This window comes from Alphaproteobacteria bacterium, assembly GCA_039980135.1.
In the GTDB taxonomy this organism is placed as follows: Bacteria; Pseudomonadota; Alphaproteobacteria; order UBA6615; family UBA6615; genus UBA8079.
Map to the genome: position 1 here is coordinate 443,498 of JBDXCV010000003.1, position 23,916 is coordinate 467,413.

Here is a 23,916-nt window from a genome sequence, read left to right on the forward strand (position 1 = left end):
GGAGAACACCCTCCCGGGTGCGGGTCCCATGCCTTCACGTCCGGCCTTCTGCCGGGCGCCCCGATCCAATTTTTTGCGCGGGTCCCATGCGCCGCCGAAACATTCTTGCCGCACTGGTTCTGCTTGCGCTCGGCGTTGGCTACGGCGTTTTCACGTCGCAACTGCCGGTGCGCAGCCTTCCCGACACACCGGGGCCGCCGTTCTTCCCCTGGATCAACACCGTCGTGATCCTCGCCCTGTCCGCCGCGCTGCTCGTGCAGGGTTTGGTGGGGACGGGCGGGCCGGCGCCGGCACAAGTACAAGGCCGCTGGCGCGCCGGCTGGGCGTTGGGGGTCTTCGTCGTCTACCTGGCAATTCTGCCGGGCCTCGGCTTCATCCTCGCGACCGCGCCGTTCTTCGCGGCCCTGATGCTGCTGTTCGGGGAGACCCGGACCCTCCGCGTTGCCGCCGGCGCGATTATCGCCACGGCGCTCCTGTATTTTCTGTTCCGCCACGGATTCAACGTGTTTCTGCCGACCGGGGTGCTGAAGGGGATCGTGCCGTGATCGGGTTTGAAACATGAGTCCGGATGTCCTCGCCGGGATCGCCCAGGCATCGGGTGCGCTCGTCCTGCTGACGACGGCGGTGGGCGTGTTTATCGGCCTGACCGTTGGCATGATCCCCGGCATGACGATCAGCACCGGCATCATCATCCTGCTGCCGGTGACGTTCGTGCTGCCGGCGGACATCTCCATCGCGCTTCTGTTGGGCCTCTATGTCGGCGGGATGACCGGCGGGAGTTTTTCGGCGGTCCTGCTCAACATTCCCGGGACGCCGTCGGCGTCGGCCACGGCGCTCGACGGCTACCCCATGTCGGCGCGCGGCGAGGCCGGCCGCGCGCTGGGTGTCGCCATCACGGCGAGTTTCATCGGCGGCATGGTCAGCTTTTTCTGTCTGCTGTTCATTGCACCATTGCTGGCCGACGTCGCGCTGAGTTTCCGCACCGAGGACATGTTCGCGCTTATCTTCTTCGGCATCACGATCATCTGCAGCTTCGCGGCCCAATCCCTGGTGAAGGGCCTGCTGTCGGGTGTGATCGGCCTCGCGATTGTCACCATCGGGCAGGACCCGGTGATGGGCTCCCAGCGTTTCACTTTCGGGCAGGTCAATCTGATCGGCGGCGTTCACTTTCTGACGGCGATGATCGGGCTGTTCGCGATCCCCCAACTGGTCAGCAATCTGGTGGATGTATCGGGCGGGGCCGCGCGCGTTCAGACGAAGCTGAAATCCGTCCTGCCGCGCCTGTCGGATTTGCGTGCGATCCGCCTGCCCGTCACGATCGGGTCGCTGACAGGCGCCTTTCTCGGCATCCTGCCGGGCGCGGGCGGGCCTATCGCGGCCTTCATCAGCTACGACTATACACGGCGTTTCTCGAAGCGTCGGGACGAATTCGGCACCGGCGCGGTCGAGGGGGTGGCGGCGCCGGAATCAGCGAATAATGCCGTCACCGGCGGCGCGCTCATCCCGATGATGACTCTGGGCATCCCCGGTGATCCGGTGACGGCGATCCTGATCGGCGCGCTGATTATTCACGGCCTGGCTCCGGGTCCGCTGATGTTCATCGAGCGGGGCGACTTCGCCTTCGGGCTGATCTTCTCGTTCTTCTGGGCGAACATCTTCAACTTCGTCATCGCGCTGACAGCGCTTCGGGTGCTTGTCAGGCTGCTGGCAACGCCACGGGCGCTGCTGATGCCGACGGTGGCGGTGCTGTGTGTGATCGGCGCCTTTGCGCTGCGCAACAATTTCTTCGATGTCTATGTGATGCTGTTCTTCGGTTTCGTGGGGCTGGCCATGCGCTGGCTCGACATGCCGGTGGTGCCGTTGCTGCTTGCTCTCGTGCTCGGGGTGCCGCTGGAGGAAAACCTGCGGGTGGCCCTGACATCGTCCCAGGGCGACATCGCGATCTTCTTCTCGTCGCCGATCAGCGTGGCCTTCCTCGGCCTGTCGGCGCTTTCCATAATCTGGTCGCTTCGGTCGGCCCGGCGGCGGCGCATGTCGGCGCAACCATCCAACAAGGAGAATTCATCATGAGTAGTTCACCGCTTCGCGTTGCATCCGTTGGCCTGGGCTGGTGGTCCGATGTGCTGGCCGATGCGGCCGGCCGCACCGATGGCCGGGTCGAGATCGTGTCCTGCTTCACCCGCTCGGAGGACAAGCGTCAGGCGTTTTCCGAGAAGTATAATTGCGGGGCGGCAGCGAGCCTCGATGAGATCCTGAACGATGATTCGATCGACGCGGTCATCAACACCACGCCGAACCATGTACATCTCGAGACCACTGCGGCGGTGGCTCAGGCGGGCAAGCATGTGTTCCTCGACAAACCGGTGGCCAACACCATCGGCGAGGCGCGACAGATCACCAAGGCCTGCGCGGATGCAGGGGTGGTTCTGTCGGTGGGTTATCAGCGCCGGCGCGAGAATCATTTCCGGTGGATCCAGGAGCGTATCGCAGCCGGCGAGTTCGGGACCCTTGTGCAGGCGGAGGCGAATATCAGCCGTGACCGGGCCGGCCAGTTCGAACTCGGCCACTGGCGCTATACCGCCGAGGGCATGCCGGGCGGCGTGATGCTGCAGATCGGGCTGCATTATGTGGACGTGCTGACGATGCTCCTCGGTCCGGTCGAATCCGTTTCGGGCATGGCCGCCCAGCTGGTTTTGCCGGGGGACAATCCGGACGTCGGGACGCTGCTGATGCAGCATGAAAACGGGGCAGTGTCGTCGCTTTCGACCAGCTACGCCTCGGCGTCTGAATATTACCTGATGAACATCTACGGCAAGAAGATGAGCGCCTACTACAATCTGTTCGACGGGCTGCGCTCCCTCAGCCAGGGTGACAAGGACCAGACGCCTGTGGCGGTCGAGAAGAACGACGCCATCGCAGAGCAATTGATCGAGTGGGCCGACGCCATTGCGGGCGACGGGTCACCCGAGGTCGGCGGCGAGAGCGCCATGACGTCGCTGGCCGTGGTCAAAGCTGGGATCAAGTCGGTCGCCGAGGGGCGGCATGTGACGGTGGCGGAGATTCTCGCGTCGGACGATTGATCACGATTTATCGTTGGGACGCCTGTTTCCACCGATCCGATTCGCGGCAGGCTGTAGGGTCTGTGGGGGAAATGGCCTGGAGAAAGGTGGACCGGAATGTCGCAGGATCATATTGACGAAGAGCGGGTCGAGGCGGCGTTCAAATCTATTCGTGCCGCACGCGCGAGCGCATGGAACCTGTCGGTCGATGAGGTCGCCGCGCTGGCCGAGCGGGTGCGCCTGGAGATCATGCTGGAGCGCGGGATGCGCCGGGCGCGCAAGCGCTGGTACCGGGCCTATGCGGACTTCCTCGACGATGTGGTCGAGGAACGGTTGGAGAAGGAAGGCCGCAGCGCGGATACCTTCCATGCGGGTGTGGTGAATTATGTGCGCGGCATGCTGAGCGATAATGGCGGTTCGGATGACGGGTGATCATGTATCACCGGCACGTGGATGACGGGGGAAGACGACGATGCTTGAAAAGACCGTAAATGTGCACACTGACGACGGCGTGATGGAAACCTTCATCACCCACCCGGAAGCGGGCGGCCCGTTCGCGCCGGTCATCCTGTACATGGACGTGTGGGGTATCCGCGAGCAGTTGCGCGACATCGCCCGGCAGATCGCCTGCGTCGGCTACACGGTGGTGCTGCCGAACATCTACTACCGGATGGGCGGCGAGCATTTCGATTATCGGAACCCGGATGGCACGACCACGTCCCTGAAGGATATGCCCGCAGCCGAGCAGGAAAAAATCCTGGCCTATCGGAGCCATGTGAGCGATCCGATGGCAGTGGCGGACACGGGGTCGCTGATGGCGTTCCTGGCGGGTGAGGACGCCGTGCGACCAGGCCCCGCCGGGTCGGTCGGCTACTGCATGGGCGGCCGCCACGTCCTGCGGGTCGCCGGCGCGTTCCCGGAAACGTTTGTGGCCAGCGCGTGCCTGCATGGCACGCGGTTGTTCGTGGAAGAGGGGGATTCACCCCATAGCGAGGCGCCGCGGGTGCGCGGCATGTTCTACAACGGTATCGGCGCGAAGGATCACTACGCGCCGGCCGAGACGGTGGCGGCGGTCGAGGCGGCGTTTGTGGGCCAGGATTGCGACTACACCCAGTTCATCCACCCTGGTGCGCCACACGGCTATGCCATTCCCGACCGCGACGCCTACGACAAGCAGGCGACGTATCGGGACTGGGAGCATATCTACGCGATGTATGACCGGATGCTGCGGGGGCGGTAGGCGCAGGGGGACAGAACAACCCTGGCCCGAGACGGACCGGGGTTGTTTGTTTTCGGCATGGGCGAACCCGGATCAGGCGGCCTCGGCGCGTGCATTGACGGCTTTCAGCGCCGCGAGAATATTCTCGGGCGAGGATTCGCCATAAGGGTCGTCCTCGGCGTTGTCGCCATATCCGGGCTCCTCGAACCAGGCCTCGACCACACCGTCATTGACGATCGCGGCGTAACGCCAGGAACGCATGCCGAAGCCGAGATTGTCCTTGCTCACGAGCATTCCCATCTTGCGGGTGAACTCGCCCGATCCGTCCGGGATCAGCTTGACGTTCTCGAGGCCCTGCTGCTTGCCCCAGGCATTCATGACAAAGGCGTCGTTGACCGACAGGCAGTAGATCTCGTCGATGCCGTTCTCGCGGAACTCGCCGGACAGCTTCTCGAAGTTGGGGAGCTGGTAGGTCGAGCAGGTGGGAGTAAAGGCGCCGGGCAGAGAAAAGAGCACGACGCGCTTGCCCTTGAAGAAGTCCGCCGTATCGCGGATGTCCCAGCGGAACGGGTTGGGGCCTTCGATGGAATCGTCGCGGACGCGGGTTTTCCAGGCCACGGTGGGGAGGGTTTTGCCGATCATCGGATGTCCTTTCGTTTCGAGCATCATTCAGATGCGATGTTGTTTATTAGAACAATTCTAATGTAATAACGAAGCGCGCGGAATCAATGGCGCGCGAGAAATAAACTCACGCGCTGATCGAGGGCCGGAAATCCGGCGTTACTTGCCCTGAAAAGCGTCCTTCATGACCTTGCCCAGGAAGTCGATCTTGCCGATCTGGACCCCCTCGGCGCGCAGCAGATCGTAGGCGGTGGTGCAATGGAAATACACCTGCGCCTGGGCGATCTGCAGGACGAAGTCGATGGCGGGCAAGGTCAGGTCGCCGAGGCGCACAGTGATCGTCACTTCGCGCGCAGGGTCGCCGTCGATGGCGTCCGGCGCGACGCCGCGAATGAAATCGAGCGTATCGGCGATCCGCGCCCGCGCGTCCGAGATATCCACCGCCAGCGCCTCGGGCAGGGCCGGCGCGGGGATATCCGCGAGCGTGGCGATGGTCTGGCGGGCGTGGAAACAGGCCCGATCGACTTGATGACCAAGCGTGAACATGTCGGGCGCGCAACGACGCTCCAGGAGTTCACCCTCCTCGAGCCCCTTTTCCGCCGCAAAATCCGCGCCCCGGTCGAGGACGAAGTCGAGGTTGGTGAGCATCTGGTCGTAGACCGGAACGGTGATCCGGTGCAGCGATAGGGTCATGTTCTGTGTTCCTGTGATAAGCGGGTTTAGTCGAAGCTGAAGCCGATGGTGCGGCAGCGAAAATAGAGCCCGCCATCCTGAATGACGAGGCTGAGCATCGCCGTGTCACCCTCATTGTGATGCTCGTGCAGTTCGGCGGGCGGCGTGATCATGAGCGCATGGGGGTGCCAGTCCAGCCGGTTCCCCTCGATGACCGAATACACATTGTCCGCCGCGATCGGCAGGGTGAGTGCGACCGAATTGTGCCGGTGGGGCCGCTGGACGGAATGTGGGTCGAGCGTGTTCATGGCGAGCTTGATGGACGGGTGTGCCGCGTCGGCGTTGCCGTTGCGCTCGCTGGTCAGGTGTAGCGCGCGCCCGGATGCGTTGGGGTCGGCGGACTGGTCGGACCGGACCCGGCCCATCTCGGCCATGATCTCGGCCATGGGATAGCGTACGGCCCGGGTGGGGGCGGCATCCGGGGTGGGTGCCTCGAGACCATGAAAGGCCAGTTCGGGTTCGTTGGTGACCAGGAGCAGGACCGCGCCCTCGGCACCGCCGTCGAGGCGGGTCTGGCCGCCACCGGGCAATGTGAATACGTCACCGGATTGCCAGGCGAAACTTTCATTGCCCTTCGAGGCCCGGCCGTCACCGGAAATCACGTAATAAAACTCGCCGCTTGCGTGGAAAGCGCCGGTCAGGGTCTCGCCCGGCGTGATGCGGGCATAGCGGGCCAGCATGAGCGGCGTGGTCGCGGGCTCGTCGAGACCGATCTGCTCTCCGATATCGAGCGGAATCCAGCCGGTTGGTGTGTCGGGTGCCATGGCCCGGTCGCGTTGGGTGACAAACGCCATTTGCGGTATGGGGGGCCGTTCGACCTTGAAGATGTTCGCCGGGCTGTAGTAGCGCGCCCGCGCCTCGACACTCTCTGCCTGATCCGTGCTGTTGACCGTGCCGTCCATGATCCGCCTCCCATGTTGTGTCTGCCAGTCTAGTTCAACCGGACGGGCGCACCAATCGACATGACTCATGCCCCTTGACCGGACTTGCCACGCAGCATTCACTGGGGACAATCGGGGACAGGACAACGCATGCCGGACACCATCGCCACGACGGCCATAACAGACCTTAAGTCACGTGCCGCCGCATTTGAGCCTGTACTTGCGGCCCGGGCCCCGGCGACGGAGACCCTGCGCCGCCTGCCCGATGAGACGATCGCGGAACTCAAGGAAGCGGGGCTTCACCGGATTTGCCAACCCGCACGCTTCGGCGGGGCGGAGGCGTCGCTCGACGAGGCCTGCGACATCGTTGCCACCCTGGCGCGGGGCTGTAGCTCCACGGGCTGGGTGACGGGTGTCTACACGGACCACCAGATTCTGATCGGCATGTTCGACCCGCGCGCGGCCGACGATGTCTGGGGAGAGAACCCCGAAGCCCTCGTCTCCGCCGGTTTCACCCCGGGGCGAGACCACGAACAGGTCGAGGGCGGCTGGCGAATCTCGGGCAGTTGGGAGTGGTCGAGCGGCTGCGATCATGCCGATTGGCTGATTCTGGGCAGTCTGTTGCCGACCGGCCCGGACGGCGCGATCGAACCGAACTACTGCATCGTATCGCGCGCCGACGTTTCCATCGAAGACAACTGGTATGTCATGGGGCTGGCCGGAACCGGCAGCAAGAACTTGCATGTCGAGACCGCCTTCGTGCCCGACTATCGCGCGTTGCCGTTTCGGATGGCGGGCGCGGGCGGTGCCGAGCGGGCCGCGGCGCGGGGGCTGTCAGATGTACCGGCGCTCTACCGGCTGCCCCATCCGCCTTGTGTGCCGTTCATGCTGGCTGTCCCGGCTCTGGGCATCGCGGAAAGCCTGCTGGACGCCGTGGTCGAACAGATGGCGGGCCGTCGCTCGCGCGGGGTGCGGGTCGCCGAACATCAGACGCTGCAGGTGCATATCGCGGAGGCGGCGGCGCAGATCGATGCGGCGCGGCTGTTGATGCAGCGCGATACCGGCGAGGCGATGGCGGCGATGCATGCCGGCCGCGAGCTGGGCGACCTGGAACGGGTGCGCAATCGTCGCGATCAGGCCTATCTGGTGCGCGAGTGTCGGGCGGCCGTAGATCGCCTCTTTACCACCCTGGGCGGCCAGGGGATATTCCTCGACAATGCCCTGCAGCGAAAGTTCCGGGACATGCACGCCATGAGCGGACATTTCGCCCTGAACTGGGATGTCGCCGCGACCACCTACGGGCGGGTGGCGCTGGGCCTCGAGCCGACGACCCATCTGAGATGACCGCGATGTTCTACGAGGGCCGCCCGCCGCTTGAAATCGTCGGGCAGCTGATGATCGCGACGCTGTTTCTGGGGCCGCTGGTGGTCAACGCCGCGACGAAGGAGCAACAGCATGTGGACCGGATGGCGGCGATGAAGATTCCGCTGCCGCGCGCGACCCTGTGGGCGGGTTTCGCGCTGCAGGCCGCGGGCGGCGTGATGGTCGCGCTCGACTGGCAGGCGAGCCTCGGGGCGGCTCTGCTAATTGTCTTCACGGTGCTGGCGAGCGCCATCTTCCATCGCTTCTGGACGGTGGGCGACCCGCTGCGCCGTCACCTGCACCTGTCCTTCCTGTTCTCGAATATCGCCGTCATCGGCGCGCTGTTGCTGCTGATCTGACGCACGTCTTGCTTCGGCGGTGCTCGCTAGCGGTCTTTTGCCGCCTTAAGATATGTCGTGTCGATGTAATGCGCGGGTCCGTGAAGATCGTCGGGCGCGGGACCGAACTCGCGCCGCAGGTCGAGCACCGTGGCGATACCGGGCAAGTCGAACATGCCGTCGCGGCGTATGCCGGTATCGGCATCGAAGAACACGTCGCACGCCCCCGCCGCGACCCCGCGCGGCATCTGGGGCATGTTTTCGGCGATGATGTCGAGGGCGGTCTCGCGGTTGGCGGGGTCATAGAGCCAGTTCACGGCCTCGAGCCACCCGGCGATGAAGCCGGACAGGTCGTCGGCGTTCTCACGCGCCCAGGCGACGCGGGTCCCGCCGACGATCCCCTGATAGGACTCCAGCACATCGGCCGCACGGGCGAGCACATGGTGGCCCTTCGAAGCGCCCATGATTTCGAACGGGGTCACCTGCAGCGTGCCCTTCTGTTCGGGGTGTTCCATCATCGCCTGCCAGCGTTGCAGGACGCCGCCGGTGGACATCCACTCGATCGCGTTCTCGTCGATACCGTTCAGCGCCAGCATGCGCCGGAGCACGAAGGCGAAGCCGGTGGTGAGCGCGTCAGCGGTCAGGATCTTGCCCGGCAGGTCGGTGAAGGACTTTATGTCTTCCTGGACGACGAAACGCAGGAACGCGTCGTCGGACCCCATGAAGGCGAACAGGTCGGTGTCGCCGTCGGCGGGAACCTCTCCCTGGCTCTCCTTGTAGGCGATGATGTTGTCGATCGCCGTGAGCATGATGTCGAACTCGCCCGCCGCGATCCCGGTCAGCTGCTCGACCGAGTTCGGCGTGAAGATGATCTCCAGATCGAGTTCGCGCCGGGCGAAGAAACCCTGCTTGAGCCCGGCCCACAGAGGGATATTGATGGCCCCCGGGAACACGTTGATGGTCAGCGTTCGCATGGTCTTGTTCCCCCGTTTGTGACCCTTGTCGCCCCAGGCTATTTCGCGCAATGCCGGAGCCGCTCATTTTCCTGTTTGTGTGCGCGCGAAAAAAGCGCTTTGTTCGCGCTGTCATGACAACCACCACCATTACCTATGCCGGGCGGCACCAGATCACGGTCCTGCCGGGCCGCGCGCTCCGCCTGTCCGACGGCAATTATCCGTTGTTCAAATCGCCCGTGCCGGAAACCGTCGCGGCCCCCGACGAATGTCTGGCGTTCCTGCGTGAGCTCAGCGTCAGCTTGGTCGATGTGTTCGATATCGCATCGCGGCGCTGGCTCAACGCCTATTTCGATGCGGTGATCGCCCGAGCGGATGCCGCGCGCGACGAATTGCCTGTGCCCGGTGGCATGGAGGCGGTGGAGAACGGCTATCGCAACTGGTGCTACGGCGCCTATCGGCCGCTGATCCGGGCGAATTTTGAAGACGACGGCCAGACGGTCAGCGCGACGATACTGTTCTGGCTCGACGACGGGCCGCTGGTTGCCCAGCCCGGCGAGGGGATCGACCCTCGCCTGCTGGATTATCTGACCGGCGTCGCGGCCCCGCACCATCCGTTCGTGCGGCGGCCGCTCGCCGGGCTGCTAGGCTAGATGTCCAGGGACAGGCAGTAGAGCCCGCCCGCATGGCGATCTACGCAATAGACGATGCGGTTCTCATCGACATAGACATCGTTGATCTGGGCCGTCGCGACCGGTGAATTGTCTGGCTTCGGCGGCACGAAATACGCCACTTCCTTGGGCTGCAGCGGGTCCTTGAGATCGAACACCCGCAGGCCCCCGTTGAAGAAGGTGCCGAAGATCAGATCGTCGGACTGGAAGGACGGGCCGGGCCGGTTTTCATGCAGGTTATGCGCCCCGAATCGACCGCCTCGATTGCGGAAATCGTCCAGCGGCGGCATCGGCAGGGTACCGATCGGCACGAGATTGTCTTCCACGCGCGCGTCGACGACCCAGGCCAGTTTCGGCCAGTCCATGGCGTCGTCCCGGATGCTTTCGTCCGTGACGATCAGGATGTCCTTGCTGAACAAGGGCAGCACCGTGTGGGCAAACCCGTTATAGGGCGGACTGGGGTTCCAATCGCCGATCACCTTGGGGTCCGATTTGTCGGAGATGTCCATGATGAAGGTGCCGCCATCGAGATAGCCGAGATACATGCGGTCGGGGCGCTGGGGATAGACGTTGGTGTTGTGGGCGCGGAAGCCGGAATCGAACGTCGGGTGGCGCGGCGGCGGCGGCACGTTGTCGCCCTCGCGGGTGCCGGGATACCACCAACGACCGATTTCGCTCGGTTTCGACGGGTTGCGCACATCGATGCAGCGGTAGAACTGGTCGTCCTTGGGGTGGGTGGGCACGAAATCGTCCGAGCCGCCCGCGAAATGGACATATTCGCCGTCGGCGAACCAAAGCTGATGGACGCCGCGCGAGTGGGGACCCGAGCAATCGAAGAAGGAGATCGATTTGGGGTCCTCCGGGGTCGATAGATCAAACAGCTCGACGCCGACCTTCTGCTCGTTCACGCCGGGCGTCTGGTAGGCGACGGCCATGATATCGCCGGTCACTTCCAGCGAGTTCGAACGCATGTTGACGATTGGCAGTTCGGTCTGGATGACAACCTTGGGCTTGCGGGGGTCGGAGACGTCGACGCCGGTGAAGTTCTTCGGCCCGGATTCATGGGCCAGCCACATGATGCGGCGACCGTCCGGTGCGACTTGCATGGCCATGCCTTCGCCCATGCCGCCATGCCCGACGAGCGTGTCCTGGGACAGCAGTGTCATATTTTTGATTTCTGGACCAGCCATCGTGATTCTCTCCTTGGATTGGAATTTTTGTTGGATTGTTGGTGCCGATTATACGGCGTTTTGGTTGGCGTTTTGAATGGCCTGCCAAACTCTTTCCGGCGTGGCAGGCATGTCGATATGGCGTATGCCGAGAGGGCGCAGCGCGTCGCAGACGGCATTCATGACCGATGGCAGCGCCCCCACGGTGCCGGCCTCGCCCGCACCCTTGAGGCCCATCGGGTTGTTCTTCGACGGGATGTTGTGTTCGTGCACGTCGAAGCTCGGAAAATCATCGGCGCGCGGCATGGCGTAATCCATGAAGGAGCCGGTCAGCAGCTGGCCGCTATCCGGGTCATAGATCACGCGTTCGAGCAGCGCCTGGCCCGCGCCCTGGACCACGCCGCCATGTACCTGGCCCTTGACCATCATCGGGTTCAGGGCGACGCCCACGTCGTCGAATACGGTATAGGCGATGATCTCGACTACGCCGGTGTCGGGGTCGATCTCGACCTCGCAGGCATGCGCGCCGTTGGGATAGGTCGGCCCGGGTGGCACGATGATGGCGCCCTCGGCGAGGCCCATGTCCATTTCGCGCGGCATCTTGGCCGGCAGGTAGGACGCCTTGGCCACGTCCGTAAGTGAAATGGCGCGATCGGTGCCGGACACGGTGAATACGCCGTTGTCGAACTGAATATCGGCGGCCGCGGCCTCCAGCAAATGGGCGGCAATCAGGGTCGCACGTTCGACGATCTTTTCCGATGCGCGCAGAAGTGCCGCCCCGCCGACGCTGATCGAGCGTGAGCCGAATGTACCCTTGCCATGATGCACGAGATCGGTGTCGCCATACTGGACCCGGATCGAATCGAACGGAACGCCGAGAGCCTCGGATGCGATCTGGGCGAACGCCGTCTCATGGCCCTGACCGTGGGAGTGGGTGCCCATCAAAACCGATACGCCGCCATCGGTATCGAAACGCACGGCTGCACTTTCCTCGTTGGGGTGCGGCAGCGGTCCGCCGGCGATCTCGATTACCGAGGCGATGCCCATGCCGCGCAGCTTGCCACGGGTCGCGGCCTCGGCGCGGCGTGCCTCGAAGCCGTCACGGTCTGCCGCGCTGATGACATTGTCGAGGCAGCCGGCGAAATCACCGCTGTCGTAGGTGAAGACGAACCCCGTGTCATAGGGCAGAGCCTCGTTGGGGATCAGGTTGCGCCGGCGTAGCTCGACCGGGTCGATGCCGAGATCATGGGCGGCGGTGTCGATCAGCCGTTCTAGGCCATACGAGGCTTCCGGCCGCCCGGCACCCCGATAGGTCGCAGTCGGGCTTGTGTGGGTGAACACGCCGCGTGCTTCGACATGGACATGAGGCGTGGTGTAGACGCCCGACAGGCCACCGAGATTGTTGGTAGGTGAATGAGGCCCGGAATTGCTGAGATAGCCACCCAGTGCGGCGTCGGTGGAGACCCTGAGGCCGAGAAACCTGCCGTCGTCATCGAGCGCGAGCGCGGCGTGGGAGACGTTGTCACGGGCATGGTAATCGCTGATCAGCGCCTCGCTTCGGGTTGCCGTGAAACGGACCGGACGCCCCGTGCGTCTTGCCGCCCACAAGACCAGGGCGTGCTCGACGAAGGGGCTGCCGCGCATGCCGAATCCGCCACCCATGTCGGGCGAGATCACGCGCAGTTTGCCTGCAGGAATTCCGAATACGTTCTTCGCGAGGTCGGCGCGCAGCCGGTGCGGCGATTGGCACCCGGCATAGAGTGTGTAGCGTCCCTCAAGCGGGTCGAAGTAGCCGATCGCCGCGCGCACCTCCATGGTGTTGGTCGACACGCGGCTGATTACATAGTCCAGCTCGACCACATGCGCAGCCGTTGCGAAGGCCGCGTCGGTGGCATCCTTGTCGCCCAGGGAGAAAACAAAACTTTCGTTTCCGGGTACCGTGTCCCAGACTCCCGCCGCGCCTTCGTCCCGGGCGCGACCGGTCTCGATGACGTGGTCGCGCGGCGCGTAATCGACCACGATCGCCTCTGTCGCGTCGACCGCCTGGGCGTAGGTTTCGGCGATGACGGCCGCGACGGCCATGCCGACCAGATGGACCTCGCCGTCGGCCAGCAGCGGGTATGGCGGCTCGACCATGGGGGCGCCGTCGCGTTGTTTGCGTTTCACGCTGCAGGCCAGCCCGCCGATGCCATCCGCCTTCAGATCTTCAGCCGTCAGCACCTCGATGACGCCGGGCATCGCGGCCGCGGCAGACGTGTCGATTGCGCGGATGTCCGCTGCCGCATGGGGTGAGCGTGCGATGGCCATATAGGCCGCCCCCGGCACCTTGCGGTCGTCAGTGTAGTTGCCCTTGCCCGTGAGAAGGCGCCGGTCTTCGACCCGCGGCACCGACTGGCCGATGCCGTATTCGCGCATCAACAGCTCCCGGAACGCGCCGGGGTTGGCAACATGCTTACGCGGGAACTCGGCATCAGGGCCTAGTCACCCTTCTGTTCATCGCCGGCTGCGAGTGCCGCTTCGCCCTGCTCGACGGCCTGGTCCCAGGCCTTTGGTTTGAACGAGTAGTACAGCGCGATGACAATCATGAAGATGATGACGTCCGAGATCCAACGGCTGAAGATGAAGCTGAGCGGGCTGTCGTCCGAGACGATCAGCACATTGCGCAGCCCTTCTTCGGCGATCGGACCCAGGATGATGCCCAGCAGGATACCGGCCGGCGAGAAATTATACTTCTGCGCCAGATAGCCGACGATCCCCATGGCGACCATGATCCACACATCCCAGGGGTTTCCGCTGGCGGCGAAGGTGCCGACGACGCAGAAGATCATGATGATCGGTGCCAGCAGGCCCCGCGGGAACAGGGTCACATAGGCCAGCAAGCGCGCCATCACGGCGGCGATCCCGCCCATGAAGAAGTTGGCCAGGATGAAGCCCCAGATCACCGTGAAGATGACTTCGGGCGAGTCCGTAAACAGCCGATCGCCCGGTTGCAGCCCGTGGATCATCAGCGCGCCGAGAATAACGGCTGCCGAGATGCCGCCGGGAATACCGAGCACAAACATCGGGATCAGGGAGGTGCCCGTCACGCCATTGTTGGAACCCTCGGTGGCGGCGAGACCCTTGACCTCGCCCTCGCCGAACTTGTCGCCGGGCTTGCCGCGCTGGATCTCCCAGGCATAGGCGATCCACTGGGCCACACTGGCGCCGGCGGCGGGCACGATGCCCATAACCAGGCCGGTCACCCAGCCACGCACCAGCGACCAGCGGCAATGCATGATCTCCGACCAGCGGGGCATGATGTTCCAGCTGAGTTTCGCCTTGCCGGAAATATTGGTCCTGGGGCTGCCCTCGCACAGGGTCAGCGCCTGGGCGAATGCGAACAGGCCGATCACGGCGGGCAGGATACCGACGCCGGACAAAAGACCGGTCATGCCGTAGTTGAATCGCGGATAGGCCGACGCCGCATCGACACCGATGGTGCTGATCAGCAGACCAGCGAGCCCGGCGATCAGCCCCTTCAGGACGGCCCCGAAGGACACAGCGGCGATCGCCGTCAGGCCGAGCAGGGCGACCACGAAAAATTCAGCCGGACCGAACAGGAGCGACACCTTGGCCAGCGGCGGCGACAGATAGAGCAAAGCAAATCCGGAGATCAGACCTCCCATCACGGAGGCGAAGGTGGACATGCGGATGGCTTCGGTCGCGCGGCCGCGCTTGGTCATCTCGTAGCCTTCGATGGCCGAGGCCGCCGACGCCGATGTGCCCGGCGCGCGCAGCAGGATAGCGGTAAACGAGCCGCCGTAGATACCTGCGGCATAGGTCGAAACCATCAGGATGAGCGCGGTTTCAGCCGGCCATTCGAACGAGATCGGGATCATCAGGGCGATGGCCATGGGCGGTCCGAGGCCCGGGATGGCGCCGATGATGAGGCCGACGACGATGCCGACGAACATCGCACCGATGTTGGCGAGAGTCAGAACGTTGAGAAGAAAGTCGATGCTATCCATGATCCTAATCTCCGCGTGGCGCTAAAAGAGAATGCCTTCGGGCAGAAACGCGCCGAGGACCAGGGTGAAGAATGCGTAGAGCAGCGGGAACAGAATGACGGCGGTGAGCACGATCAGTTTGTGGTCGCGCAGGCCGGTCATGTAGGCCGCGATAAAATAGAAGAAAAAGGAGGTAACGTAGAAGCCGATCTCGAACACGGCGAAGGTGTAGATAACACCCAGGAGCATGATGTAGACGGGCTTCCAGGCGGTGTAGGAGAAGTCGAACTTCACCATGCCCCGGAGGCGTTCCTTGTCGCGCGCGGTGAGGGAGCGCACGAGCATGCCGAATGCGAGCACCATGATGCCGATCTCCGCGAATTGCGGAAATGCCCCGGCGCGTTTTGGCCACCCGGTCGTCTGGGTGTACATGAAGCCGGCCGCCAGGATCAAACCTATGGCGACGAGCCGCTCAGCCATTAATCGTGTCATGAAATCCCCCCCCCCAGGATATCTCTTGAACGGAGCGTTCTTGTGTCGCTCTCACATTGTCACGAGCGGGACCACACGCCCCGCCGGATCAACCGACGGGGCGTGCATTTGGAAACGGCGTTTCCGGTACCCGTATAACGTACTGGTGTTTACTGGACGCCTTCCTGTTCCCAGTAGGCAGCCTGCTCGGCAACCTTCTGACCTTCACGCAGGAGCGTCCACATCTCGTCGCCTTCGGCGAACATGAGATGGTTCTTGTTGGCGGCTTCCTTGGCCATATACTCGGGGTTGGCGATCGCCCGCTTGATGGCGGCGAGATAGACCGCACGCTTCTCGTCTTCGAGACCGTTGGCAGTCGCCAGCGTACGACCGGCATAGGTGATGTTGCGTTTGCCGGTGATCTCCTCGAACGTCGGGACGTCGGGCAGCAGGTCCCAGCGGGTCGGATGCAGGACGGCGATCGGCCGCAGCTTCTTTTCCTCGATTGAGGGAATGAAGAAGCCGACGTTGGCGGCGATCAGGTCGACATGCTTGCCCAGCGCGAGCTGAATCTTGGAGTTGTCGCCACGGCTGGTCACGAACTTCGCCTTGAAGCCCGGAACGGCCTGCTGTGCGAATGCCACACCGATATGGTCATCACTGCCGAAGCTGCCCGGGGCAACGATGATCGGCTGCTTCTGAGCATAAGCGAGGACGTCGTCCAGATCCTTGAAACGTTCGTCATCGTAGCGTGTCAGCCACAGGCCCGGATCATAGGAGTGCCAGGCCAGGAAGTTGAAGGATTCCAGCTTCTCTGTACGCTTCATGGCCGGATTCAGGAACGAGAAGATGTGCGGAATGTTGACGACGGCCAGCTTGTGATCATCGCGCCGCGCGTTCCAGTCGTTGACGACCTGGCTCCACGAGACCCAACCGCCGCCGCCGGCGACGTTGGTGACTTTCACCGGCACACCGAGTTCTTCGGCGAGATAGGGAGCAAACAACCGGAACGTCCGGTCCGCGCCGCCACCCGGTGCGAAGGGCACCTGGAGCTGGACGGGTTTGCTCGGGAAATCCGCGGCGGATGCAGTGCCGGGAGTCACGAATGTGAACCCGAGCACGGCCAGTGCCGCGAAGACAAATGATGTAATGCGTTTCATAAGACGACCATCCCCTGTTTGGATTTTTTGGTTTCTTGTCCGCAAAGCCTATCGCTATCGGGAGCGCGACAGCAAACATTTTTTCCAAAAGGAAAATAGTACCGCTCCGCAGACAAGGATCGCGTTCCCGCAGGGCGGGGGTGCGGGGTCACAGGGTCAAGCGAGAGGCTCGGCGTCGAGCAGGATGCCGGCGAGCAGGCAGGGCTCCTCCGTCCGGTTCGACCAGGCATGCAGGGTGCCGCGCTGGACGCAGGTGTCCCCGGCTTTCAGGCAGACTTCTTCATCATCGAGAATCAGCCAGATTTCCCCTGAAATGACGATCAGATAATCGACCGACCGGGTCTTGTGCATACCGGGGTGTTTCTGCCCGTCGAGACGTTTTCCGGCGCCCATCTGCTCGAAATATTTTTTCATGGTGTCGAAGTTGCGCTGGGAGTCCGGCGGCACCTCGAGGGTGCGGAACACCGCGCCGCCGGCCGGGGGTTCGAGCGTGACCTTGTCGCCGACGGTGTCGGCGTTGCCGACATTGCTGTCGGGGACATTGCTCGATACCCAGACGTCGGACAGCCGGACATTCGGCTGACCCTCCGGGGTCAGCACATGGCCCAGGTCCGGGGTCATGGTTTCGTCGATCGTCACGATCGAGTTTCCATTCTCGTCATGGCCGGTAATGACCCGGCGAATATCGCGCGGCATGTCGTTCTCCTCAGTTCTTGTCGGGGTTCTTGCGGTCGCGCCAGTCGGCGGGTTTGACGATCCGGGTGGTCAGCACACCGAGGGACTCCACGTCGAGTTCGATCACATCGCCGTCCTCCAGATATCGGTTATGTTCGAGCCCGCAACCGGTCGGCACCGTTCCCGAGCCGAAGACTTCGCCGGCATGGATCGTCTGGTTGAGGCTGAGATGTTCGAGCACGCGTTCGAAACGGTGGTCCATCATCGACGAATTGCCGCGGCTCCATTCTTTGCCGTTGATCCGGGCGCACATTTCCAGATTGTAGGGGTCTGTGATCTCGTCGGCGGTGACGATACAGGGGCCGAAGACGTTGCCGGCGTCGAAATCCTTGCCGGGCCCGCCCATGCCGGCACCGCTCCTGATCTCGACCGCCTGGATGTCGCGCGCGCTGATGTCGTTGAAGATCGTGTAGCCAAAAATATGGTCGGCCGCGCCACTGGCCGGGATGTTCGATCCGCTGCGGCCGGTGATCATGGCCCATTCGAGCTCATAGTCCATCCGCCGCGCCTCATGAGGCCAGATTGCCACGTCCTCGGGACCTATGACGCTCAGGTGATTGCTGTTGAGATAGACGGGTGCGGCGACCCATTCGGGAGGCACATCGAGCGCGCCGGCAGCGCGGTAGCGTTCGAGGGCCGCCTCGGGGTCGTCGGTGCGGGCCGCCAGACGGGTGTGGCGGATTTCGCGGGCGTTGCGCAGATGCTGCAGGAAACAGGCGCAGTCGCGCAGGCGACGCGGGTTGGGCAGCGGCGCTTCGAGGCGCACCGCCATGCGTTCAAGCAGTGCCTCCTCGACATCGGCCTCGCAAAGGCGTCGCGCCAGATCCAGAGACGCCGGCCCGCCGTCAATCAACGCGAGCATCGATGAGAAGACCGAGATGTCGCCGCCGGGAGACACGCGCTGCGCGGCCGCGGCGAGATCGACAATCATGTCGTCGTTGTCGATGAAGGCCCCGACGCGGGTGGCACCGGATGTGGAATATGTCACGAGACGCAAGGCGATCCCCCCTGAAAAAACCTGAGCCGGTTTCAAGGGTCTCGTAAATGGAACGCGGGTACAAGCGTTGCGGGTGGTTTCGTCTCAGCAGGTGCGTCGCGTCAGAACTGAAGCACGGAACCCGCGGCGAGGAAGCCCACCAGCCCCAGCACATAGACGCCGACCAGGCTTGATCCAAGAAAGATGATGTTCCCGATCGTCCGCAGCGGGTGGCGGGTTCGTTCGACCGACCTGCGGGTCTTCGAACGCCGCTCGGGGCCGGCGAGAACCGAAAGAAACACGGGACGGCCGGGCACCGGTACGGTCACGCGGAGGTCGACAGGGTGCGCCTTCGCCGGCGCGGGTTCCGTGAAGGCGCTGAACGCATGGCGTTGTTCCGGCGTCAGGCTGGCGCGCAGTGCGTCCGGCAGGCGTTCCAGCAGGGGAACGGCATGATCGTGGCCGGTGTCGATGTCGGAGTTGCTGATGTCTTGAGCGGTCATGGTGTGCTTCGTGTTCCGGAAATGCGGCGCCTGTGGCGCAGTTTTCGTCGCACGCCATTATGAAAAGACATGGTTAACGAATGCTTGCCGGTGTTAACCATGTTTTACCAATCGGTTCGTATGTTCGACGTGAACAAACCGCGATCGGGGCGACCGTGCCAATTCGGACGGCCGACCGCAGGGCATAAAAGGAAATTATTCGATGGCGACGCGCAGCGATACGCGGAAGAAAAATCTGGTCAGCAAGGCGGCCCAACTCGCCAGGAAACGCCTCGGCAGCGAAGCCGGCGCGGCCTGCGCGGATTTTCTGCGCGCCTACTACGCCAATGTGCCCCCGGCCGATATCGCCGAGATGGACGCGGAAACGCTCTATGCCGCCGCGCAGTCATATCTTCAATTCGCGCAGAAGCGATTGCCGGGCGAACCGCTGATCCGCGTGTTCAATCCGCGCCAGGACGACCATGGCTGGCATGGCTCGCACACGGTGATCGAAATTGTGACGGAGGACATGCCGTTCCTTGTCGATTCCGTCACTGCCGAGCTGAATTATCAGGGCCTGACGGTACATCTGGTGATCCACCCGATCTTCCAGGTGACACGCACGGCGGCGGGTACGATGAAGGATTGTGTCGCGCGCACAGCCGACGGGACCGGCGCCGAAAGCTTCATGCATTTCGAAGTCAACGAGTTGACCGACCCCAAGACGCTGGCCAACCTCACCGGACGGCTTGAGCAGGTGCTGCAGGATGTCAGCGCGTCCGTCGAAGACTGGCAATCCATGCACGGCCAGGTGGCCGGCATTCTGGCCGACCTCGAAGCCCGACCGCCGAAGATTGCCAAGGCCGAGATCGAGGAGACCCGCGCCTTCATGGAATGGATGCTCGACAATCATTTCACCTTCCTGGGTTATCGCGAATACGACCATGTGGGTACGGGCGCGAAGCAGAAACTGAAGGCGCAACCGGGAGGTCTCGGTCTGTTGCGCGATGCCGGACGGGAGATATTCGAGAACTGGGCCGACGATGCGCCGCTTCCCGAGGAGGTACGGTCGTTCATTCGCCAGCCTCATCTGGTGATGATCACCAAGGCGAACCAGCGCGCGACGGTACATCGGCGCGTGCATATGGATGTGGTTGGCGTGAAGAAGTTCGATGAATCCGGCAAGGTGACGGGCGAACGGATGATCGTCGGCCTGTTCACGTCCGGCGCCTACAGTCTTTCCCCGTCGCGCATCCCCATATTGCGGCGGAAGATAACGACGGCGATCGAGGGTGCCGGCTTCCCGCCGTCGAGCCATGATTCCAAGGCGCTCGCCCACATCCTCGAAACCTATCCGCGCGACGAGTTGCTGCAGATCGACGATGACCTGCTACTGGAACATGCGCTGGGCATTCTGCATCTGCAGGAGCGTCAGCGCACGGCGCTGTTCGTCCGCGAGGATCCGTTCCAGCGTTACATCACCGCGCTTGTGTTTGTGCCGAGCGACCATTTCGATACCGAACTGCGCGAGAAACTCGCCAGGATTCTGGAAGATTCTTTCGACGGAAGCTGCGTCGCATTCTTCCCGGATTTCGGCACGGATTCGGTCCTCGCGCGCATCCTTTTTGTCATCAAAACGGGCGCGGACCGAATTCCGCCGTACCGGATTGAAGAGATCGAGGCGGCGTTGCGCGAGGCGACACGTTCCTGGGAAGACCGTTTGCGTGACGCGCTGGTCGAGACACGCGGCGAAGAGGTTGGCCTGGTCATGCATCAACGCTACGGGAATGCCTTCACCGCGGCCTATCGCGACCGCTATCTTCCCGACGCGGCCGTCGGCGATATCGCTTCAATCGACGCGGCGCGGATTTCGGAGAAATTGCAACTGAACCTGTATCGTCCCGACGGCGATGAGGCTCAGACGGTGCATCTGAAACTCTATCATGCGACGCGGGCACTGCCCCTGTCCGACGTGATTCCGATGCTCGAGAATATGGGCCTCAAGGTGATCGGAGAGGAACCGTTCGAGGTTGAGTACCAGTATGGCGATGGGGCCGGCACCGTCTGGGTGCACGATTTCCAGATGGAATCGCGGTCCGGCGCCGATATCGATCTTGCGACAGTGCGAGAATCCTTCCACGAAGGTTTTGCCCGGGTCTTCGACGGGTCGATCGCGGATGACGGCTTCAACAAGCTGATTTTGGGTGCCGGCCTGGAATGGCGTGAAATCCTGGTGCTGCGCGCCTATTGCAAGTTCCTTCTGCAGAGCCGGATCGCCTACTCCCAGACCTATATGGAAGAGACGCTTGCCAACAATCCGGGCCTCGCGCGCGTCATCGTCGAACAGTTCATGGCGCGGTTCGATCCGGCTGTCGCCGGGACGCCGGCAAGCGCGCGCCGGGTCAAGAAATTGACCAAGGATCTGGCGGACGGACTCGACGCCGTCTCGAATCTGGACGAAGACCGGATCATCCGCCGGTTTGCCAACGCGGTCGATGTGACCCTGCGTACCAACTTCTTCACCACAGCCGAGGATGGCGGCTTCAAACCCTACGCGTCATTCAAGATCGATAGCGCGAATGTCGATGAACTTCCCGAGCCGCGGCCGAAGAAGGAAATCTTCGTCTACAGTCCGCGCATGGAGGGTTGTCACCTGCGTGGCGGCGATGTCGCGCGCGGCGGCATCCGCTGGTCGGACCGGCGCGAGGATTTCCGCACGGAAATCCTGGGGCTGCAGAAGGCCCAGATGGTCAAGAATTCGGTGATCGTACCCGTCGGCGCCAAGGGCGGCTTCGTGTGCAAGAACCTGCCGGTGCCGACCGGTGACCCCCAGGCGGACCGCGCGGCGACACAGGAAGAGGTGATTGCCTGCTACAGCACATTGATTCGCGGTTTGCTGGATGTGACCGACAATCTGGTTGGCGGCAAACTCGTGCCGCCCGAGACCGTCGTGCGCTACGATGCGGACGACCCGTATCTGGTGGTGGCTGCGGACAAGGGCACGGCGACTTTTTCCGACATCGCCAATGGTTTGAGCCAGGAATATGGCTTCTGGCTGGGTGACGCCTTCGCGTCGGGCGGGTCGGTCGGGTACGACCACAAAAAAATGGGCATCACGGCCAAGGGCGCGTGGGAATCGGTCAAACGCCATTTCCGCGAGATCGGACATGACACCCAAGCGCAGGATTTCACCACGGTCGGCGTCGGCGATATGTCGGGTGATGTGTTTGGCAACGGGATGCTGCTGTCGAAGCACATCAAGCTGGTTGCCGCGTTCAACCATATGCACATCTTCATCGATCCGAACCCGGACCCGGCAAAGAGTTTCGCCGAGCGCAAGCGCCTGTTCGCGCTCCCGCGGTCGAGCTGGACCGACTATGAGACGAAGCTGATCTCGAAGGGTGGCGGGATTTTCGAGCGTTCGGCCAAGTCGATCAAGCTCAGCGCCGAGATCAAGCGGTTGCTTGGTGTGGCGCGTGACCAGATGCCCCCGAACGAGCTGATCCGGGCGCTTCTTGTTGCCGAGATCGACCTGCTCTGGTTTGGCGGGATCGGCACCTACATCAAGGCGACAAGCGAAAGCCAGGCCGACGCGGATGACCGGTCGAACGACGCGGTGCGCGTCGATGCGAAGACCCTGCGTTGCAAGGTCATCGGTGAAGGTGCGAACCTGGGCGTGACCCAGCGGGGCCGGATCGAATATGCCCGCACCGGTGGACGAATCAACACCGACTTCATCGACAATTCGGCCGGGGTGGATTGTTCGGATCACGAGGTGAATATCAAGATCGCGCTCGACGATGTGGTGTCGGGCGGTGACATGAACCTGAAGCAGCGCGACGCACTTCTGGTCGAGATGACGGACGAGGTCTCGGACCTGGTCCTGAACGACAATTACCTGCAGACCCAGGCGATTTCCCAGGCGGAGCGCCGCGCTCCCGAACTCCTCGAATCCCAATGGCGGGTGATGCGTTCGCTGGAGCGGCGCGGCCTGCTGGATCGCCCGATCGAGCACCTGCCGGACGATGAACGTATGGCCGATCTCCAGGCTGACGGGCTGGGCCTGACCCGGCCTGAATATGCCGTTCTGTTCTCGCACGCCAAGATCGCGCTCTATGGTGATCTGCTGCCGACCGACGTCCCGGACGATGCCTATCTGGTCAAGGATCTGGCCCGCTATTTCCCGCGCCCCCTGCGCAAGCGTTTCGAGACGCAGGTTACGCGCCATCGTCTGCGTCGGGAAATCGTCGCGACCTATGTGACCAACTCGCTGATCAACCGGGTCGGGGCCGCGTTCGTCCATGACCTGACCGAACGGTCGGGGGCGTCCGCCGATGATGTCGCAAGAGCCTATGTCATCGCGCGGGATGTCTTCGACCTGCGTCCATTGTGGCGCGACATCGAGGCGCTCGACCTCAAGGTGACAGCCGACACGCAGAACGAGATGGCTCATGAGCTGGAGGAGCTGGTCGAGCGGTTGACGATCTGGTTCCTGTCCCATGCCCGGCGGCCGCTCGATATCTCGGCGACGATCGAGCGCTATGCGCCCGGAATTCGCGAGCTGGCGAAGAAGCTGCCGGACATCGTGGCGGCGGAGGACCGGCAAAGCATCGACCGTCATATCGAACGGCTCACCGGCGGGGGTGTTCCCGCCGCGCTGGCGCAACGGATTGCGAGCCTGGACATCCTCGCGGCGGGTGGCGATGTTGTCCGTATCGCCCGGGATTCCGGCGTGCCCGTGCTGGATACGGGCCGGGTTTACTTCGAACTCGGCGCCCGGCTCGGGATCGATTGGGTGCGCCACGCATCCAAGGAGATTGCGCCGGAGAGCGAGTGGGAAAAGATCGCGATCGATTCCATTGTGGATGACAGCTATCGCCATCAATCGGCACTGACCAACCGGGTCCTCGATGTCGCCGGCGGCGGCAAGCTCGGCGCGAAGGTCGCGGCCGGGGTGATCGAGACCTGGATCGGATCGCGCAACGGCGCGGTGGAACGCACCTGTCAGCTTCTGGATGACATGCGCGCCGGTGAAACCGTCGACCTGGCGATGCTTTCGGTCGCCAACGGGCAATTGCGAAATCTGCTTGCCGGGTAAACG

Annotated in this window: 21 protein-coding genes; 9 read left to right on the top strand and 12 right to left on the bottom strand. The window is 63.2% G+C overall.

What is annotated here, in order from left to right:
* Window positions 1–86 precede the first annotated feature (86 nt).
* From ABJ363_04045 to ABJ363_04065, 5 genes are all read left to right on the top strand, one after another.
* Window positions 87–545, top strand: coding sequence for a tripartite tricarboxylate transporter TctB family protein (locus ABJ363_04045; protein ID MEP4378149.1), 459 nt, complete (start codon window positions 87–89; stop codon window positions 543–545).
* 13 nt (window positions 546–558) lie between these two features.
* Window positions 559–2,070, top strand: a complete 1,512-nt coding sequence (locus ABJ363_04050; protein MEP4378150.1) for a tripartite tricarboxylate transporter permease — start codon at window positions 559–561, stop codon at window positions 2,068–2,070.
* Complete coding sequence (locus ABJ363_04055; protein ID MEP4378151.1) at window positions 2,067–3,080, top strand: Gfo/Idh/MocA family oxidoreductase; 1,014 nt, start codon at window positions 2,067–2,069, stop codon at window positions 3,078–3,080. The genes ABJ363_04050 and ABJ363_04055 overlap by 4 nt, the downstream gene beginning before the upstream one ends.
* A gap of 96 nt (window positions 3,081–3,176) precedes the next feature.
* Window positions 3,177–3,491: a hypothetical protein gene (locus ABJ363_04060; GenBank protein ID MEP4378152.1), complete on the top strand. Its 315-nt coding sequence runs from the start codon at window positions 3,177–3,179 to the stop codon at window positions 3,489–3,491.
* A gap of 40 nt (window positions 3,492–3,531) precedes the next feature.
* Entirely contained in the window at window positions 3,532–4,299 is a 768-nt protein-coding gene (locus ABJ363_04065; protein MEP4378153.1) for a dienelactone hydrolase family protein, read from the top strand.
* Between the two features lie 72 nt (window positions 4,300–4,371).
* Here ABJ363_04065 and ABJ363_04070 read toward each other — a convergent pair whose 3' ends face one another.
* From ABJ363_04070 to ABJ363_04080, 3 genes are all read right to left on the bottom strand, one after another.
* The gene (locus ABJ363_04070; GenBank protein MEP4378154.1) at window positions 4,372–4,920 is read right to left on the bottom strand and encodes a peroxiredoxin; all 549 of its coding nucleotides are present in this window, start codon (window positions 4,918–4,920) and stop codon (window positions 4,372–4,374) included.
* Window positions 4,921–5,058: 138 nt separating this feature from the next.
* Window positions 5,059–5,592 (bottom strand): DUF1993 domain-containing protein, encoded by a 534-nt coding sequence (locus ABJ363_04075; protein ID MEP4378155.1) that lies wholly within the window; start codon window positions 5,590–5,592, stop codon window positions 5,059–5,061.
* Between the two features lie 26 nt (window positions 5,593–5,618).
* The gene (locus ABJ363_04080; protein ID MEP4378156.1) at window positions 5,619–6,533 is read right to left on the bottom strand and encodes a hypothetical protein; all 915 of its coding nucleotides are present in this window, start codon (window positions 6,531–6,533) and stop codon (window positions 5,619–5,621) included.
* A 129-nt stretch (window positions 6,534–6,662) separates the two neighbouring features.
* On the opposite strand from ABJ363_04080, the gene ABJ363_04085 reads away from it, so the two are divergent.
* Together ABJ363_04085 and ABJ363_04090 are read left to right on the top strand one after the other, a co-directional pair.
* Window positions 6,663–7,856: an acyl-CoA dehydrogenase family protein gene (locus ABJ363_04085; GenBank protein MEP4378157.1), complete on the top strand. Its 1,194-nt coding sequence runs from the start codon at window positions 6,663–6,665 to the stop codon at window positions 7,854–7,856.
* Window positions 7,853–8,233 (top strand): hypothetical protein, encoded by a 381-nt coding sequence (locus ABJ363_04090; GenBank protein MEP4378158.1) that lies wholly within the window; start codon window positions 7,853–7,855, stop codon window positions 8,231–8,233. Before ABJ363_04085 ends, ABJ363_04090 begins: the two co-directional genes overlap by 4 nt.
* A 26-nt stretch (window positions 8,234–8,259) precedes the next feature.
* On the opposite strand, the gene ABJ363_04095 is transcribed toward ABJ363_04090, so the two are convergent.
* The gene (locus tag ABJ363_04095) at window positions 8,260–9,186 is read right to left on the bottom strand and encodes an ABC transporter substrate-binding protein (GenBank protein ID MEP4378159.1); all 927 of its coding nucleotides are present in this window, start codon (window positions 9,184–9,186) and stop codon (window positions 8,260–8,262) included.
* 113 nt (window positions 9,187–9,299) lie between these two features.
* Here ABJ363_04095 and ABJ363_04100 point away from each other — a divergent pair, with 113 nt between their 5' ends.
* The gene (locus tag ABJ363_04100) at window positions 9,300–9,818 is read left to right on the top strand and encodes a hypothetical protein (protein ID MEP4378160.1); all 519 of its coding nucleotides are present in this window, start codon (window positions 9,300–9,302) and stop codon (window positions 9,816–9,818) included.
* Here the strand turns inward: ABJ363_04100 and ABJ363_04105 are convergent.
* The 8 genes from ABJ363_04105 to ABJ363_04140 form a co-directional block, all read right to left on the bottom strand.
* Window positions 9,815–11,026 carry a hypothetical protein gene (locus tag ABJ363_04105; GenBank protein MEP4378161.1) on the bottom strand — a complete coding sequence of 404 codons (1,212 nt, stop codon included), beginning with the start codon at window positions 11,024–11,026 and terminating at the stop codon, window positions 9,815–9,817. The two genes, ABJ363_04100 and ABJ363_04105, sit on opposite strands and share 4 nt — an antisense overlap.
* 48 nt (window positions 11,027–11,074) lie before the next feature.
* Entirely contained in the window at window positions 11,075–13,420 is a 2,346-nt protein-coding gene (locus ABJ363_04110; protein MEP4378162.1) for a xanthine dehydrogenase family protein molybdopterin-binding subunit, read from the bottom strand.
* A 62-nt stretch (window positions 13,421–13,482) separates the two neighbouring features.
* A complete protein-coding gene (locus tag ABJ363_04115) occupies window positions 13,483–15,012 on the bottom strand; it encodes a tripartite tricarboxylate transporter permease (protein MEP4378163.1) in 1,530 nt (509 codons plus the stop codon).
* Between the two features lie 21 nt (window positions 15,013–15,033).
* A complete protein-coding gene (locus ABJ363_04120; GenBank protein MEP4378164.1) occupies window positions 15,034–15,483 on the bottom strand; it encodes a tripartite tricarboxylate transporter TctB family protein in 450 nt (149 codons plus the stop codon).
* Window positions 15,484–15,632: 149 nt separating this feature from the next.
* Window positions 15,633–16,622 carry a tripartite tricarboxylate transporter substrate binding protein gene (locus ABJ363_04125; GenBank protein MEP4378165.1) on the bottom strand — a complete coding sequence of 330 codons (990 nt, stop codon included), beginning with the start codon at window positions 16,620–16,622 and terminating at the stop codon, window positions 15,633–15,635.
* A gap of 156 nt (window positions 16,623–16,778) precedes the next feature.
* Entirely contained in the window at window positions 16,779–17,318 is a 540-nt protein-coding gene (locus ABJ363_04130) for a cupin domain-containing protein (GenBank protein ID MEP4378166.1), read from the bottom strand.
* A 10-nt stretch (window positions 17,319–17,328) separates the two neighbouring features.
* The gene (locus tag ABJ363_04135) at window positions 17,329–18,345 is read right to left on the bottom strand and encodes a fumarylacetoacetate hydrolase family protein (protein ID MEP4378167.1); all 1,017 of its coding nucleotides are present in this window, start codon (window positions 18,343–18,345) and stop codon (window positions 17,329–17,331) included.
* A gap of 110 nt (window positions 18,346–18,455) precedes the next feature.
* Entirely contained in the window at window positions 18,456–18,836 is a 381-nt protein-coding gene (locus ABJ363_04140; GenBank protein ID MEP4378168.1) for a hypothetical protein, read from the bottom strand.
* A 202-nt stretch (window positions 18,837–19,038) separates the two neighbouring features.
* Here ABJ363_04140 and ABJ363_04145 point away from each other — a divergent pair, with 202 nt between their 5' ends.
* Entirely contained in the window at window positions 19,039–23,913 is a 4,875-nt protein-coding gene (locus ABJ363_04145) for an NAD-glutamate dehydrogenase (GenBank protein MEP4378169.1), read from the top strand.
* Window positions 23,914–23,916: the final 3 nt, after the last annotated feature.